Raw genomic sequence first — 14,602 nt, forward strand, 5'->3', positions numbered from 1 at the left:
ACAATGGTGAAGTGCCTGGTCTGGGACCTCGACGACACGCTGTGGGACGGCGTCGTTCTGGAGGGGGACGACCCGGTGCCGTTCGCCGCCGCGGTAAGCACGCTGCACACCCTGGACCGGCGCGGCGTGCTGCACGCGGTGGCCAGCCGGGGGGAGCCCGCCGTCGCCACCGCGCACCTGGCCGTACACGGCCTGCTCGACCTGTTCACCCGGATCGAGGTGGGATGGGACGCCAAGTCCGCTGCGGTCGCCCGGGTGGCCGCCGACCTTGGCATCGGCCTGGACACGGTCGCGTTCGTCGACAACGACCCGGTGGAGCGGGCCGAGGTGGCCGCCACGCTGCCGGCCGTACGTTGCCACCCGGCCGACGCCGTCGCCGGGCTACCGGCGCTGCCCGAGTTCACCCCCGAGTTCGTCACCGAGGAGTCCCGGCAGCGCCGCCAGCTCTACCGGGTGGACGAGCAGCGCCGGGCGGCCGAGGCCGCGCACGCCGGGCCGTCCGCGGATTTCCTCGCCTCGCTCGGCCTGGTGCTGGAGGTACGCCGGGCCGGCCCGGCCGACCTCGCCCGGGCGCACGAATTGACCGTACGCACCCACCAGCTGAACACCACCGGCACCACGTTCAGCCTGGCGGAGTTGCACGCGCTGTGCGCGTCGCCGCAGCACGAGGTGCTGGTGGCACAGCTGCGGGACCGGTTCGGTTCCTACGGCACGGTCGGACTGGCCGTCACCGAGCTGCATCCGACCGCGAGCGTGCTGCGGCTGCTGCTGATGTCCTGCCGGGTGCTGTCCCGCGGTGCCGGCGCAGCGCTGCTGGACCACCTCGTGCACACCGCGCTGGCTTCGGGCCGGCGGCCGGTGGCGGAGTTCGTGCCCACGGCAGTGAACCGGCAGATGCTGGTCACCCTGCGGTTCGCCGGCTTCGCCGTCGAGGACGACGCGGGCGAGCGGATGACGCTCGCGATCGACCCGGCCCGGCCGCCAGCCGCGCGGGCGCATGCGGTACGGGTGGTGGCGGCATGAGCGAGCGTAGCGAGCGAATCATCCGAGCGGAGCGAGGAGGGCGCATGAGCGGGACCGTCGGCGTGGTCGGCGCCGGCACGATGGGCCTCGGCATCGCCCAGTGCCTGGCCGAGGGCGGGTACGACGTGGTCGTGGTCGACCCGGCGGCCGGATCGGCGGCCGGGGTGGCGGCGTTGCTGGCCCGGCTACGTACCGAGTTGCGGCAGGCCCAGCTGCTGACCCCGCATCGCGTGGGTGAGCCGGTGGCCCGGGTGATTGAGCGGATCAGCTGGACCGACCGGGCTGCCGGACTGGACCGGGCCGGGTACGTGATCGAGTGCGTACCGGAACGAATACCGCTGAAGGAACGGATCTTCGCCGAGCTGGATGCGGTCTGTTCACCGTCCGCTGTGCTCGCGTCGGTCACGTCCGCCATCCCGATCGACCGGCTCGCCGCCAGTACCCGCCGGCCGGACCTGGTGATCGGGACGCACTTCATGAACCCCGCACCGCTCAGGGACAGCGTCGAGGTGGTGCGGGCTCCACGGACCAGCGCGGACACCCTCCAGCGCACCCTCGATCTGCTCGCCTCGATCGACAAGACGGGCATCGTGGTCACGGACGGGCCGGGCTTCGTGATCAACCGCGTGCTGATGCTCACCGTGAACGAGGCCGCCGAGGTCGTCGGTCAGGGCAACGCCGACGCCGCGACCGTCGACCGGCTCTTCCGGGACTGCCTCGGTCACTCCACGGGCCCGCTGCGTACCGCCGACCTGATTGGCCTGGACACCGTCGTCGACACCCTGCTGGTGCTGCTCGAGTGCACCGGAGACCCTCGGTTCCGGCCCGGACGTACGCTGTTGGAGTTGGTCCGCTCCGGCAGGTGCGGACGCAAGACCGGCAGGGGCTTCCACCAGTACCCGCGTCCGGTCAACGGCCTGGCGGCCCCGACCGGGGGAATGTCGACAACGGATGGCTGACCGCCATGAAGCTCGTGGTCCTACGCCTCAAGCTACAGGCCACGCTGCTGGTGCTGCCTGAGCCGGATCCTTGAGATCGTACGTCAACGCGGGCAACCGGCCGCCACACCAACCAAACCCTGACAGGGCAGGTCTATGCCGAACATGCAGTGTCTACCTGCAGCCTTTCGAAATGCAGGCATAGGCCAAGGGGAGTACGTCGGGCCGTGCGGCTTCGGTACAACTTCCGTATCCATCCGACCTCGGGCCAGTGCGCCGCACTGCCCAGGCGTTCGGGTGCGCGCGGGTGGTGTACAACGACGGGCTGCGCAGGTCCACGATCGAGACGTGAACGCGGGGGTCTACGTGCTCACGCAGGGACGGTGCGAGAGCCTGACCCCCTGCCGAGCGCAGTAGGACCAGCACCCACACCGGCACCGCGCGGTAACGCAGGAACCCACCCAAGACCCTGCCCGAAAAGGCACGGCCAGCGGAAATCACTTCCTTTAGAAGGGTGAGGATGTCAACCGGTAGCTGCTCCACACGACAATGCCGGTCAGACCGCAAACGAAGAGAACAGCGGCGATTAGGACGAGCATGAGCACACCGAGTGGCACGGGGGTGCGCAGCACAGCAACGATTCGTTCAATCGCGCTCGGTGCCCTCACTACCGGAGCTACCGGCATGGTTGGAGCGGTTGGACGGGGCACTGACGCAGGCGGGGGCATGTTGACCCCGCCGCCGCCGTAGTCCTCGGCAAGCGATTCGGCGACGAGCCGTTCAATCTCCCGGCGGGTTAGCCCGTAGCGAGCCTCTATCATAGATACGGGCTGGCCGGCACCGTACGCGACCACGATCTCATCCACGAGCTCCGGTTGCATCCGGGCACCGTACACCGAATCGTCGGTGACCACCCACCATGGGGCTGGCGGCATCCATCTGAAGAGGACGCATGGTGCTCCTGACCGCCGCGTCAGCCACACAGTCGGCACGACGGTCGCTGCGGCGGGGACCGGCATCAGCAACACCATCTCGGCCGGGGACATCCGTACGCTGCATGCGCTGCTCGACGTCATCAACGGTGCCACAAACACATCCAAGGCGAACCACTCGGGCTGGGACACCGGGTCGGACTGGGCACCATTCGGTGGCATCCTCGCCGGTCGACGGATAGGCCCCACACCATGCGGGCTCGACACCTCGTGGCGGACGTTCCTGCGTAACCCAGGCAGCGGGCTGCTGACCGCCGGATTCTTCCATTTCGACACGATCACGCTGCGCCCGATCGCATCCGCCGAGGTAAGAGCACGGGCCGAGCGGGACCGCCAGGATCCGCGCTGGCCTACGGCAGTCGGTTCAAGCCAGGCGCTCGAACCCAGTTCCAACCTGACCCAGCTGCCGTATCGGACCGAGTTCGGCTACGACGTCAAGGACCGGGCACCTCACGCGGTCGGCCAACGGAGCAGGTACAACGCCCGCTGCACGGCCGCCTCGACATCGGCCGGGTCTGCGGCGGTGGCGATGACCCCGTAGACCATCCGGTGCGCCAGGAGCACGTCGGCCACAGTGATCCGGGAGTCCACCAGCCCGACCATCTGCGCACGTGGCAGGGTGTCGCGGATCAGGGCCTGTAGGCGCTCGCCACCGGTGTACTCCGGCATGCTGCGCCGGGCGTCGACTGCCATCTCCACGAACGCGGCAGACTCCACGGTCAACTCGACCATGCGCTCCCAGAGCTGGAGAAACGCGCCCGCGTCCGGGTCACTGGCGATCGCCTCGAGCTGCGAGAAGTTCTCCTCGAACACCGCCAGTGCCAGATCAAGTCGGGTCGGAAAATGCCGGTACAACACCCCCTGTCCCACTCCGGCACCCCTCGCGATCGCGCTGAGCGGCACGTGATAGCCGCGCTCGGTGAACAGCCGGCGCGCCGAGTCGAGAACCGCCTGCCGGTTCTCCGAGGCCGCAGCCGGACCACGGTTGACGCGACCGCTACTGGTGGGCATGCTGCACTCTAACAACCGGACAAGATTGTCCGGTTGTCCGGGAGTCCGGAGGGAGCACGCCATGACCGACGCCAGCGCACGGTCCGCCGCCACGTTCGACCACACCTACGACGTCGTCGTCGTGGGCAGCGGCGGAGCCGGATTCGCCACCGCGCTCGGCGCGGCCGACGAGGGACTCAGCGTGCTCCTACTCGAGGGCAGCGCCAAGTGGGGCGGAAGCACGGCCATGTCCGGCGGTGGGATGTGGCTGCCGGACAACCCGCTGATGCGGCGTGCCGGGGTCGGCGACTCCCGGGAGGAGGCGCTCACCTACCTGGAGGCCACGGTCGGTGACACCGGACGCGCCACCTCCAGGGAACGCAAGGAGGCCTTTGTCGACGGTGTCGAGGACTTCGTCACCACCGCCGAGCGGCATGGCATGGTCTTCGCCCGCTCCACCGACTACCCCGACTACTACCCTGAGCTTCCCGGCGGGAAGATCGGCCGGGCGATCGAGGTGAAGCCGCTGAACGCGAAGACGATCGGCGGCTGGTGGAAGACCATCAACGCGCCCGCCGGGATGCCGATCAAGACCGACGACGTATGGCTGCTGGGCCGGGCCTGGTCCACCCCTGCGGGCTTCGTCCGCGGGGCCCAGTTCGTGTTCCGGGCGCTCGGCGGGGTCGTCCGTGGTCAGCGGCTGGTCGGCATCGGTGCTGGGCTGGCCACATCGTTCCTGCGCGCGGTCGTACTCAACAATCACGTGCCGCTGTGGCTCAACTCGCCACTCGAAGAGCTGCTGATCACCGACGGCCGGGTCGTCGGAGTCCGCACCACGCGCGACGGACAGTCGGTGACGGTGGGCGCCAACCGGGGTGTCATGCTGGCCGGCGGCGGATTCGACCACAACACCGAGTGGCGGCGCAAGTATCACGGCATCGACGGCTCCCCCTCCGGCAATCCGGCCAACCTTGGCCGCCCCATCGAACTGGCCCAGCAGGCCGGTGCCGCGCTGGAACTCATGGACGACGCCTGGTGGGGAGGATCCATCGCCGCCACCCCCGGCCACGATCCGTCCTTCATCGTCGGTGAACGCTCACTGCCGTACTCGATCATCGTGGACGCCCACGGCGACCGGTTCGCCAACGAGTCGGAGTCGTACGTCGATCTCGGCCACCACATGCTCGAACACGACAAGGACGGTCCGTACTGGATGATTGCCGACGCCCGGCACGCCCGCCGCTACCTGCGGACCTTCGCCCTGGACCCGAAAAACAACAAGGCGATGCGCGAAGCCGGGATCATGGCGAAGGGCCGCACACTGGCCGAACTCGCGGGCCGGATCGGCATCGACCCGGCCCGGCTACAGGAAACAGTCGACCGGTTCAACGGCTTCGCCCGCTCCGGCGTCGACGGCGACTTCGGCCGTGGCAACTCCGCCTACGACCGCTACTACGGCGACCCCACCGTGCACCCCAACGCCTGCCTCGGTCCACTGGAGAAAGGCCCCTTCACCGCCTACAAGGTCGTCATCGGCGACCTCGGCACCAAGGGCGGGGTGGTCACCGATCCCGACGGGCGTGCGCTGCGCGAGGACGGCACGGTGATCGACGGTCTGTACGCGGCAGGCAACAACTCCGCCTCGGTGATGGGCCGCACCTATCCGGGTCCCGGCTCCACGATCGGTCCCGCCGTCGTCTTCGGTATGCGCGCTGCCCGGCACATGGCCCGCTCCCGCGCCTGACCAGTCGTCCGGGCCCGTCAACGACAGGCCCTACTCCTTGGCCGACCGCACCAGCGCACCAGATACAGCCTCCACTCCACCTGGTACGGCAGCCGGCGGTCCCCAATACGTCAGGCCCGCTCCATTCGAACTCGGCCGACATGCCGACACGGATCGGTACTCCGGAGGTCGCCCAACTGGTCAACGGTGGGTGGTGAGGCGGCAGAGGTAGCCGGCGGGCCAGGACGTCGGTGCGCCGCCGCCAAAGCTTCGGCGGCGTTGGACGAGGAACCGCCCGTCGTGGGCGGGCTGGCAGATAGTTGTGCGAAGAAGGGCTGGCAACCGGCCGACAAAGGTGACGTGGCCACCCTCAAGTGGCGTACATCAACAGGTACTCGCCCGGTCGATTGGCACAACCAGAGCCACGGTGACGATCAAACCCAGTGCTGAGGCGGCCAGCCATGGCCAGGGATTCCTGCGGTGGCGCGAGACGCCCCACCAGGCTACGGCGAGGGACAGGATTGCTGTCAGCGTCATCAGGGCGCTGAGCAGGGCTCGGGCGGCCATTCCTGGTTGGAGAGAATCGATGGTGTCGTTCGGGCATGGCGCTGAGGGCGCGAATGTCACCAGGGTGAGAAGGCAGCCGAGAAGTACGGCCAGACCGAGCAGTACGGTCAAGATCGTAGCCGTCAGGACAGCCGCAGGTGATCGCATAGGCGCGAGATTACGCATCCGTGGTCACGGACATAACACGGCTGAGTGACAGCAGCGGGCACCGGCAGTATTGATCTCGCTTAGGGTCTGCGGTTAGCTCCCTCCAGCACAGTCAGCTGTGCGTGTAGGCCGGCAGGATAGGCGATGGAGGCGGATAGTCGTGGCGGACGAGGATGTGCAGCGGCTCGGGGCGAGGGTGCAGCAGCTCGAGGCGCTGGCGATGCGATGGACCGCCGGGGTCTCCGGAGGGCTCGTCACGCTCGGCTTCCTGATGCCGCTTCTCAGCACGGTGGTTACGGACGGTGAGACAGTCCAAAGCCCGAATCTCTTCAAGTATGCGATGTTGGCGCTCTCGGGTGGGTTGGACAACGGCGATACGGATCCCGTGACGGTGGCGCTCGGTGTAAGTATTCTCGGGCTCGCGTTGGTTGCCGGCATCGCGGTGTGGTCTGCGTTCGCGGCCGTGGCTGACGCTGGTGTCGGGGCGGTACTGCGTGTCACTGCGATTCTCGGGCTGGCGGAGTGCTTCGTACTGTGGGTGCTGCTGGTCGCGGTCAGCTCGAATGCGGGCTCGCAGATCGGGCCCGGCCTACCGCTGCTCACGGCAGGGTGGAGCGTGATCGCAATTGCTGCCTTCTCCCGCACCTATCGTGGGCTGCTGCGTCGAAAGGGACCGGCGGAAGCGGACCGCTCATGACCAGTTCGAAGCGTCCGAGAGGCGTTTTCGCTGGCTCCGTGTCGAAGGCGGCCAGATCCGCTCATCGATGATGGCGATATGGCTTCGTGGCGCACACGTTACGAGGAGATCTCCCCCAACACCAGGGGTGGCCAGGTCCCTAGCAGCGGGCCGCACGTACGGCCCGGTTCAGTCGTTCCGTCTCGTGGCCCAGCCGTAGCGCGTTCGTTGCGAACCGCAGGCCCGGCGTGCATCAACCCGCCCGGGGTCCGACGGGCAGCACCACGACCGCAGCCACGCCGTACAGCGCGGCGGTCCAGGCGAGCGCGGCGGCCGGACCAGTCCGGTCGGCGCCGATGCTGGCGAGCCACGGCCGGGACCAGCGCAGCAGCAGCGGCGCCGCGACGACCGCCACCACGGACGGGAGGCCACGGGGCCAGACCGCCGCCAACCACCACCAGGGACGTAAAAGATCATGTGCTCCCATTCTGTCCTCAACGTAAGGAGCAACAACGAAACGGCCCGCTACTGGAATCCCAGCAACGGGCCTAGCGACCTGCCAATATAGATGGTGGGCGATACTGGGTTTGAACCAGTGACCTCTTCCGTGTCAAGGAAGCGCGCTCCCACTGCGCCAATCGCCCTCGATTAAACTGCCGAGGTGGAGACGGGATTTGAACCCGTGTACACGGCTTTGCAGGCCGTTGCCTCGCCTCTCGGCCACTCCACCGAGGTTGCCCCCGCTGTGCGTGGCGGCATCTCCGAGCGGACGACGGGATTCGAACCCGCGACCCTCACCTTGGCAAGGTGATGCGCTACCAGCTGCGCTACGTCCGCTTGTCTCCGTTTGTTTCCGGTGTTTCCCGGTGACAGGTAAGAACTTTAGCCGAGGCCGCCAGCACTGCCAAATCGGGGTCCCCCATGGCGAGCCAGTCACCCCAGAACTCCTCATAACGCTCACCACCGTCCCCGACCTTCCTAGGAACCTGGGTTCATCTGGTCTTGAAGTTCAAAGCCTCGACCCCCAGCCCGATCCCCGAGCCCAGCGGGAACACCTAACACTCTCGGCCCGCCCGACGGACTACTCAAAAGGGCCTCTATCGTGACCAACAACCCGGCCGGGTGATCGACTGTAGTGGCGTTCACCCGACATTCATCCACGTGTCGGTAACTCCACGTATTCAAGCCTATGGGTTACCGTAGCCGCGTGACGAGACGTGCGGCCGAGGTCCGCCTGGATGCCCTGCTGCGCACCGCGTGCGACGTGATCGTGGAACGCGGGTTGGCGAACACCCGTACCGCCGATGTCGCTCAGGCAGCCGGCGTCAGTCAGGCGCTGGTTTTCTACCACTTCGCCACCAAGGAGAGGCTGCTGGCGCAGGCGTTCGCCTACGCCGCCGAGCAGGATCTGGCCCGGCTGGACGAGGTCGTACGCTCCTCCGCCAGCCCGCTGACCAAGCTGAAACGACTACTCAAGCTGTACGCCCCGACCGGCCGTTCCAACGCCTGGGCGATGTGGATCGACGGCTGGTCGGAGTCGCTGCGTACCCCGGAACTGGAGAAGGTGTGCCGCCGCCTCGACCTGCGCTGGCGGAGGGACCTGACCGAGATCATCTCGGCCGGTGTCGCCGACGGCACCTTCACCTGTGACGACCCGGCCGGTGCCGCGTGGCGGATCAACGCGCTGATCGACGGGCTGTCCGTGCAGGTGGCGGTTCATGAGCGGGTGATCTCCCGGCGCCAACTGGCCGACTGGGTACGCCTCTCCACCGCCCGGGAACTCGGCCTCGACCCGACCCAGCTGACGTAGCTTCGTCAACCCGGCAAGCCAGGGGCGGAACGCCGCCCGAGGGTGAAGAATCGGCCACATGGATCTGTTGGCGACATATCGACGCAGCCTGGGCGAGTTCACCGACCGGGTCGGCCAGGTCAGCCCCGATCAGTGGACGGCGCCCACCCCGTGCGCCGACTGGGACGTACGGACCCTGGTCAACCACGTGGTCGGCGAGGACCTCTGGACCGTACCCATGTTCGCGGGCGCCACCATCGACGAGGTCGGCGACCGGTTCGACGGAGACCTGCTCGGGGCGGACCCCGCCGTCGCGGCACGGGCCGCGGCCACCCGGGCGGACCTGGCGGTCAGCGAGCCCGGGGCCCTCGGACGCACGGTCCACCTCTCCGCCGGGGACACCCCTGCCCCGGAGTACGTCCATCAGCTACTCGCCGAGCACCTGGTGCACGGATGGGACCTGGCGGTGGCGATCGGCGCGGATCCGCTGCTGGACGCCGATGCCGTACGCGAGTGTCTCCGGTGGTTCACCGACCGGGTGCCGCTGTACCGGGACAACGATCTGATCGGCTCGCGTGTCGACCTGCCCGCCGATGCCGGTCAGCAGGACCGGTTGATCGCCGGGTTCGGGCGGGACCCGAACTGGAGCCCGGGACGGTGAGCCACCGGGGGGTTCGCGCCCGACCGGTACGTCGGCGGCCACCACCAGTCCGCCGCCACGGATGCGATCCCGGCCCGGAGCACAGGGCACAATTCCGGGGTGTCCGACACCTCGACGGCGTTCGTCCGCACCTATGCCCGGCTGGCCCCGGTGGCCCACGTACCGGAGATCCAGCTTCATCAGGCCGATGAGCCGATCGGCCTGTGGGAGCTGACCGAGGGGGAGTTCCGCAGCGAGCAACCGCCGCCGTTCTGGGCCTTCGCCTGGGCCGGCGGGCAGGCGCTGGCCCGCTACCTGCTCGATCAGCCGGACACGGTGGCCGGGCAACGGGTGCTCGACCTCGCCTCCGGCTCCGGGCTGGTGGCGATCGCCGCAGCGCGGGCCGGGGCAGCCAGGGTCCAGGCCGTCGACGTGGATCCGATGGCCGTCGCCGCGATCGGCTTGAACGCCGAGTCGAACGGGGTGACCGTGACCGCCACCCTGGCCGACATCCTCGACGACGGTGATGCGGGCGATGCGCAGGTGGTGCTGGTCGGGGATGCCTTCTACAGCGAGGCGATGGCCAACCGGATGCTCCGGTTCCTGCTGCGGGCAGCGAAGGGCGGTGCCCGGGTGCTGGTCGGCGACCCGGATCGGGCGTTCCTGCCCCGTCCCCGGTTCCGGCTGCTGGCCGCGTACGACGTGCCCGTCCCGATGGCGCTGGAGAGCGTACGGGTCAAACGCACCTCGGTCTGGGAGCTGAACAGGCCGGCCGCCAACACCGGGGCCGCCAGCACCAGGTCCGCCGGCACCAGGCCGGGCAAGGTCACGCCCACCGGTGCCGCGTCCGATCGTGATCACGCCGCTGGGTAGCGTGGCGACGTGCTGTTTCGCAGTTGGCAGGGGGCAATCGACGATCCGTGGCCGGACGTCGCCCGGGTGACCGACCACGTCGGCGTCGACCATCTGGTGGTGACCCGGTACGCCCTGGTCCGCCAGGTGCTGGCCGATCCGGACACGTTCCACCCTGACAACGCACTGGACGCGATGACCCCGATGCCGGTGGCCGCCCTCCGGATCCTCGCCAGCCACGGCTTCCGCCTGCCACCGACACTGGCCAACAACGGCGGACCGAGTCACCCGGCGATCCGGGCGATCGTCGCCGATGCCCTGCACCCGACCAGGGTCGAGGAGCAACGGGTCTGGCTCACCACCCTCGTCCGCCAGCGGGTCGACCAGTTGGCCGCCGCGCTGGACGCGGGTGAGACCGTCGACCTGTACGCCGACCTTGCCGCCGATCTGCCACTGCTGGTGCTCGCCCGGCTGGTGGATCTGCCGGATGCGCAGGTGGCAGCGGTGAAGGAGTTCGCCCGCTCCGCCCTGGAGTTGTTCTGGGCACCGGTCGACCCCGACCGGCAACTGGCACTTGCCGACACGGTCGGCCGGTTCCACGCGGAACTGCGCCGGTTCGCGCAGACCGGGGCCGGGCTGGTCGCGGATCTGCGGGCCGCCGGCCACTCCCCCGACGTACTGATCGGCGCACTGTTCTTCCTGCTGGTAGCCGGACAGGAGACCACCTCGCAGTTCCTGACCCTGCTGCTGCACCGCCTCACCAACGAGCCGACGGTGCTCGATGCGCTGCGTACCGGCACGGTCCGGGTCACGGACGTGGTCGAGGAGGGGCTACGGCTCGAACCCCCGATCGTGACCTGGCGTCGGGTCGCTGCCCGGGACACGGTGCTGGCCGACACGCCCGTTCCGGCGGGCAGCAGCCTGGTGCTGTGGCTGGCCCGGGCCGGTCGGGATCCGGCGATCGTCGGCGCTCCCACGCAGTTCCGGCCGGGGCAGCGGGGATCCCGGCGGCATCTGGCCTTCGGTGCCGGCGCGCATCGGTGCGTAGGTGCGCAACTGGCCAGAATGGAGGCCGGCGTGGTGGTGGGCGAGGTCGCGTCGCTGCTGTCCGACGTGACGGTGGTACGAGCTCCGTGGTGTCCGGACAACCTCTCCTTCCGGATGCCGGACGCCTTCATGATCCGCCGACGCGCCTGAGCCGACCTGACGAAAGTCAGGGGTGCTGGCTGCCGTTCGGGCACTGTGCCGTACCTGGCCGGATTTCTACCGTCTACGCACCACGACGGGGGAAATCCCCCAGGGAGGCTTCATGATCACGTTACGCGGGCTGACGAAGCGCTTCGGCGCGGCGACGGCCGTCGACAACCTGTCACTGGACATCGAGCCGGGTCGGGTCACCGGGTTCCTCGGCCCGAACGGTGCCGGCAAGTCCACCACCATGCGCATGGTCCTCGGACTGGACCGGCCCTGCGCCGGCCAGGCGCTCGTCAACGGACGGCCGTACGTGACGCTGCGCCATCCGTTGCGCGAGGTCGGGGCGCTGCTCGACGCGAAGGCCATCCACCCGGCCCGGTCCGGACGCAGCCACCTGCTGGCGATGGCCCGCAGCAACGGCATCCCGACGCGTCGGGTGGACGAGGTACTGGCCACCGTCGGGCTGGACCGGACCGCCGCGGGCAAGCGCGGAAGGACACTGTCGCTCGGCATGGGACAGCGGCTGGGCATCGCCGGCGCGCTGCTCGGCGACCCGCCGGTGCTGATGTTCGACGAGCCGGTCAACGGGCTCGATCCGGACGGAGTGCGCTGGATCCGACAGCTCATGCGGTCACTGGCCGCCGAGGGCCGTACGGTCTTCGTCTCCAGCCACCTGATGAGCGAGATGCAACTCACCGCCGACCAGCTCGTGGTAATCGGCCGGGGCAAGCTGATCGCCGACGCCCCGGTCGCCGAGGTGATCTCCGCCAGCTCGGTGACGGCGGTCCGGGTACGCAGCCCGCAACCGGCCGGTCTGGCCGCGCTGGCGCAACGGCTCACCGCCGCAACCGGGCAGGTCGAGACCACCGGCGAGGACGAGCTGACGGTGACCGGCGTCAGCCGCCAGCAGGTCGGCGACCTGGCCTACGAACTCGGCGTACGACTGCACGAGCTGAGCGTCCGTTCGGCGTCACTGGAGGAGGCGTACCTGGAGTTGACCGCCGACAGTGTCGAGTATTCCGGGACCTCCGCCCGGTCCGGTGGCCGCCATGCGTAACCGCAGGAACGCCGGCATGCATAACCGCACGGCCATCGCCGCACCTGGCCGCAGGAACCCGGTCGCGTCGCAGCGGCTGGCCGGCCGGGCGCTGGTCGTACTCCTGGCGCTGTTTGCGCTGGTCGGACCGGGCAGCGCGGGTGTGGCCGCACGCCCGACGCCGGCCACCGCCCCGGCGCTTGCTCTGCCCGCGCCGACCGGCCGCTACCCGGTCGGCACCACGTGGCTGCATCTGGTCGACCATGGACGGCCCGACCCGTGGCAGCCCGGGACGGATCGGGAGCTGATGGTGTCGCTGTGGTACCCGGCGCTTCCCGTACCGGGCGGGCGGGCACCGTACACCACCGCTGCCGTATCCGCCCGGATCGTCGCCGCCGAGGGGTTGCCCCTGCCACCGGAGGTGCTGACCACGGTACGTACCAACGCACGGTGGCACGCACCCGTCCGACCGGCCATGGGCGGGTGGCCGCTGGTGGTGCTCTCCCCCGGGTTCAGTCTGAGCCGCGAGTCGCTGACCGGGCTGGCCGAGGAGTTGGCCAGTCAGGGGTACGTGGTCGCCGGGGTCGACCATCCGTACGAGGCCCGGGGCGTCGAGTTCCCGGACGGCCGGGTGACCGGATGTCTCGCCTGTGACCTGTGGGGCCCCGGCACCGCCGAGCGGGTCGTCGAGGGACGGGCCGCCGACGTGTCGTTCCTGCTGGACCGGCTGACCGGACGGCACCCGGCCTGGCCGGACGCGTGGGCGGTGGACCGTACCCGGATCGGGATGGTCGGCCACTCCATCGGCGGTGCCTCGGCGGCCCAGGTGTTACGTACCGACCGGCGGGTGGCTGCCGGGGCCGACCTGGACGGCACCCTCTTCGTACCGGTTCCGGCGGGCACGGTCACCAGGCCGTTCCTGCTGGTCGGCGCGGACCGGCCGGCGGACGTCAGTTGGGTACGCGACTGGCCCGGGCTGGCCGGGTGGAAACGCTGGCTGACCGTCACCGGCACCGGGCACATGTCCTTCACCGACCGGCCGGTGCTCGGCGCGCAACTCGGTCTGGACCCGGGCCCGATTCCGGCGGACCGGCAGTTGCTGATCACCCGCGAGTACGTCACGGCGTTCCTGGACCGGCACCTGCGCGGTCAGCCCCGACCGTTGCTCGACGGTGTCTCCCCCGCCTATCCCGAGGTCCAGTTCCGAAACGAGGCCACCGTATGACCACGCTCTCCTCCACTGCCCGTCGGACCGACCGCACCGGCGGTGGGCTGCCCGGGGCGATCGCCAGCGAGTGGACCAAGCTCTGGTCGGTCCGTACGACGTGGTGGGCGCTGCTGGCCAGTGTGCTGCTGATGGCGGCCACCGCCGGACAGCTGGCCATCTACGCGGCGAACGCCAACACCAACGACGACCCGGCCGACGACGTGGGCGTGGTCGCCGCCGGCCGTATCGTGATCGACTCGATGGAGTTGACCCAGTACGCCGTCCTGGCGGTGGCACTGCTGGTGATCACCGCCGAGTACGCCACCGGCACGATCCGCGCGACGCTCCAGTGGACCCCGTCGCGTACCCGGATGCTGCTGGCCAAGGCCACCGTCGTCGGCGTCGTCACGTTCACGCTGGGCCTGCTGATCGGGGCGATCGGGGTCGCGGTGGCCCGCCCGGTGCTCGGCGAGTGGGGCAGCGTGCCGGTCGGGCAGACCGTCGGTGACGTCGCCGCGAGCGCCACCTACCTGGCCCTGCTCGGGGTGTTCACGCTCGGGCTCGGAGCGGCGCTGCGCAGTGCCGTACTGACGCTCACCGTGCTCTTCCTGAGCCTGATGATCATCCCGTTGTCGTTGCAGGAGCCGGACATCCCGGTCCTCAACCGGATCGCTGATCTCTTCCCCGGCGTGGCCGGTGCACACTTCATGCGCGGCGACACCGACCCCTATCCTCCCGCCGTCGGGCTGGCGCTGCTGGCCGGTTGGGCGGTGGTGGCGCTGCTGGCCGGCGGAATGGTGCTGCGGCGACGCGACGCCTGACAGCGTC

The 14,602-nt window shown here is 69.4% G+C and carries 15 protein-coding genes, 3 tRNA genes and 1 pseudogene; 13 read left to right on the forward strand and 6 right to left on the reverse strand.

Annotated features, from left to right (window positions below):
- The first annotated feature begins 3 nt into the window (after window positions 1-3).
- From ACFQ4H_RS17015 to ACFQ4H_RS17025, 3 genes are all read left to right on the forward strand, one after another.
- Window positions 4-1,023 carry an HAD-IIIC family phosphatase gene (locus ACFQ4H_RS17015; protein WP_377571998.1) on the forward strand — a complete coding sequence of 340 codons (1,020 nt, stop codon included), beginning with the start codon at window positions 4-6 and terminating at the stop codon, window positions 1,021-1,023.
- A 44-nt stretch (window positions 1,024-1,067) separates the two neighbouring features.
- Window positions 1,068-1,982, forward strand: a complete 915-nt coding sequence (locus tag ACFQ4H_RS17020; RefSeq protein WP_377571948.1) for a 3-hydroxyacyl-CoA dehydrogenase family protein — start codon at window positions 1,068-1,070, stop codon at window positions 1,980-1,982.
- Between the two features lie 250 nt (window positions 1,983-2,232).
- Window positions 2,233-2,313, forward strand: a complete 81-nt coding sequence (locus ACFQ4H_RS17025; RefSeq protein WP_377571999.1) for a helix-turn-helix domain-containing protein — start codon at window positions 2,233-2,235, stop codon at window positions 2,311-2,313.
- A gap of 154 nt (window positions 2,314-2,467) precedes the next feature.
- On the opposite strand, the gene ACFQ4H_RS17030 is transcribed toward ACFQ4H_RS17025, so the two are convergent.
- Complete coding sequence (locus ACFQ4H_RS17030; protein ID WP_377571949.1) at window positions 2,468-2,842, reverse strand: hypothetical protein; 375 nt, start codon at window positions 2,840-2,842, stop codon at window positions 2,468-2,470.
- 25 nt (window positions 2,843-2,867) lie between these two features.
- On the opposite strand from ACFQ4H_RS17030, the gene ACFQ4H_RS17035 reads away from it, so the two are divergent.
- Entirely contained in the window at window positions 2,868-3,494 is a 627-nt protein-coding gene (locus ACFQ4H_RS17035) for a hypothetical protein (RefSeq protein WP_377571950.1), read from the forward strand.
- Here ACFQ4H_RS17035 and ACFQ4H_RS17040 read toward each other — a convergent pair.
- Window positions 3,404-3,964: a TetR/AcrR family transcriptional regulator gene (locus ACFQ4H_RS17040; RefSeq protein WP_377571951.1), complete on the reverse strand. Its 561-nt coding sequence runs from the start codon at window positions 3,962-3,964 to the stop codon at window positions 3,404-3,406. The two genes, ACFQ4H_RS17035 and ACFQ4H_RS17040, sit on opposite strands and share 91 nt — an antisense overlap.
- Window positions 3,965-4,025: 61 nt before the next feature.
- Here ACFQ4H_RS17040 and ACFQ4H_RS17045 point away from each other — a divergent pair, with 61 nt between their 5' ends.
- Both ACFQ4H_RS17045 and ACFQ4H_RS17050 read left to right on the forward strand, forming a co-directional pair.
- Entirely contained in the window at window positions 4,026-5,687 is a 1,662-nt protein-coding gene (locus ACFQ4H_RS17045; protein WP_377571952.1) for an FAD-binding protein, read from the forward strand.
- Window positions 5,688-6,540: 853 nt separating this feature from the next.
- Window positions 6,541-7,077: a hypothetical protein gene (locus tag ACFQ4H_RS17050; protein WP_377571953.1), complete on the forward strand. Its 537-nt coding sequence runs from the start codon at window positions 6,541-6,543 to the stop codon at window positions 7,075-7,077.
- Between the two features lie 232 nt (window positions 7,078-7,309).
- Here the strand turns inward: ACFQ4H_RS17050 and ACFQ4H_RS17055 are convergent, their stop codons facing one another.
- From ACFQ4H_RS17055 to ACFQ4H_RS17070, 4 genes are all read right to left on the reverse strand, one after another.
- Entirely contained in the window at window positions 7,310-7,543 is a 234-nt protein-coding gene (locus ACFQ4H_RS17055; RefSeq protein WP_377571954.1) for a hypothetical protein, read from the reverse strand.
- Window positions 7,544-7,625: 82 nt separating this feature from the next.
- Window positions 7,626-7,700, reverse strand: a tRNA-Val gene (locus ACFQ4H_RS17060).
- A 15-nt stretch (window positions 7,701-7,715) separates the two neighbouring features.
- Window positions 7,716-7,786: transfer RNA gene (locus ACFQ4H_RS17065), tRNA-Cys, on the reverse strand.
- 34 nt (window positions 7,787-7,820) lie between these two features.
- Window positions 7,821-7,893, reverse strand: a tRNA-Gly gene (locus ACFQ4H_RS17070).
- Between the two features lie 370 nt (window positions 7,894-8,263).
- On the opposite strand from ACFQ4H_RS17070, the gene ACFQ4H_RS17075 reads away from it, so the two are divergent.
- From ACFQ4H_RS17075 to ACFQ4H_RS17105, 7 genes and pseudogenes are all read left to right on the forward strand, one after another.
- A complete protein-coding gene (locus ACFQ4H_RS17075) occupies window positions 8,264-8,866 on the forward strand; it encodes a TetR/AcrR family transcriptional regulator (RefSeq protein ID WP_377571955.1) in 603 nt (200 codons plus the stop codon).
- A 58-nt stretch (window positions 8,867-8,924) separates the two neighbouring features.
- Window positions 8,925-9,506 carry a TIGR03086 family metal-binding protein gene (locus ACFQ4H_RS17080; protein ID WP_377571956.1) on the forward strand — a complete coding sequence of 194 codons (582 nt, stop codon included), beginning with the start codon at window positions 8,925-8,927 and terminating at the stop codon, window positions 9,504-9,506.
- 99 nt (window positions 9,507-9,605) lie between these two features.
- Window positions 9,606-10,247, forward strand: a pseudogene (locus tag ACFQ4H_RS17085) (class I SAM-dependent methyltransferase); the annotation flags it as partial.
- A gap of 120 nt (window positions 10,248-10,367) precedes the next feature.
- Window positions 10,368-11,534, forward strand: a complete 1,167-nt coding sequence (locus ACFQ4H_RS17090) for a cytochrome P450 (protein ID WP_377571957.1) — start codon at window positions 10,368-10,370, stop codon at window positions 11,532-11,534.
- A 112-nt stretch (window positions 11,535-11,646) separates the two neighbouring features.
- Window positions 11,647-12,588: an ATP-binding cassette domain-containing protein gene (locus ACFQ4H_RS17095; RefSeq protein WP_377571958.1), complete on the forward strand. Its 942-nt coding sequence runs from the start codon at window positions 11,647-11,649 to the stop codon at window positions 12,586-12,588.
- Between the two features lie 16 nt (window positions 12,589-12,604).
- Entirely contained in the window at window positions 12,605-13,792 is a 1,188-nt protein-coding gene (locus tag ACFQ4H_RS17100) for an alpha/beta hydrolase family protein (protein WP_377571959.1), read from the forward strand.
- Window positions 13,789-14,595, forward strand: a complete 807-nt coding sequence (locus tag ACFQ4H_RS17105; protein ID WP_377571960.1) for an ABC transporter permease — start codon at window positions 13,789-13,791, stop codon at window positions 14,593-14,595. The genes ACFQ4H_RS17100 and ACFQ4H_RS17105 overlap by 4 nt, the downstream gene beginning before the upstream one ends.
- Window positions 14,596-14,602: the final 7 nt, after the last annotated feature.

The sequence above is a fragment of the Micromonospora sonneratiae genome, from assembly GCF_042679305.1.
GTDB lineage: Bacteria > Actinomycetota > Actinomycetes > Mycobacteriales > Micromonosporaceae > Micromonospora_H > Micromonospora_H sonneratiae.

Bases quoted from the DNA above. Each gene is read 5' to 3' on its own strand.
- ACFQ4H_RS17015 (WP_377571998.1), top strand. From the start codon at position 4: ATGGTGAAGTGCCTGGTCTGGGACCTCGACGACACGCTGTGGGACGGC.
- ACFQ4H_RS17020 (WP_377571948.1), top strand. From the start codon at position 1,068: ATGAGCGGGACCGTCGGCGTGGTCGGCGCCGGCACGATGGGCCTCGGC.
- ACFQ4H_RS17030 (WP_377571949.1), bottom strand. From the start codon at position 2,842: ATGCAACCGGAGCTCGTGGATGAGATCGTGGTCGCGTACGGTGCCGGC.
- ACFQ4H_RS17040 (WP_377571951.1), bottom strand. From the start codon at position 3,964: ATGCCCACCAGTAGCGGTCGCGTCAACCGTGGTCCGGCTGCGGCCTCG.
- ACFQ4H_RS17045 (WP_377571952.1), top strand. From the start codon at position 4,026: ATGACCGACGCCAGCGCACGGTCCGCCGCCACGTTCGACCACACCTAC.
- ACFQ4H_RS17055 (WP_377571954.1), bottom strand. From the start codon at position 7,543: ATGGGAGCACATGATCTTTTACGTCCCTGGTGGTGGTTGGCGGCGGTC.
- ACFQ4H_RS17080 (WP_377571956.1), top strand. From the start codon at position 8,925: ATGGATCTGTTGGCGACATATCGACGCAGCCTGGGCGAGTTCACCGAC.
- ACFQ4H_RS17095 (WP_377571958.1), top strand. From the start codon at position 11,647: ATGATCACGTTACGCGGGCTGACGAAGCGCTTCGGCGCGGCGACGGCC.
- ACFQ4H_RS17100 (WP_377571959.1), top strand. From the start codon at position 12,605: ATGCATAACCGCACGGCCATCGCCGCACCTGGCCGCAGGAACCCGGTC.
- ACFQ4H_RS17105 (WP_377571960.1), top strand. From the start codon at position 13,789: ATGACCACGCTCTCCTCCACTGCCCGTCGGACCGACCGCACCGGCGGT.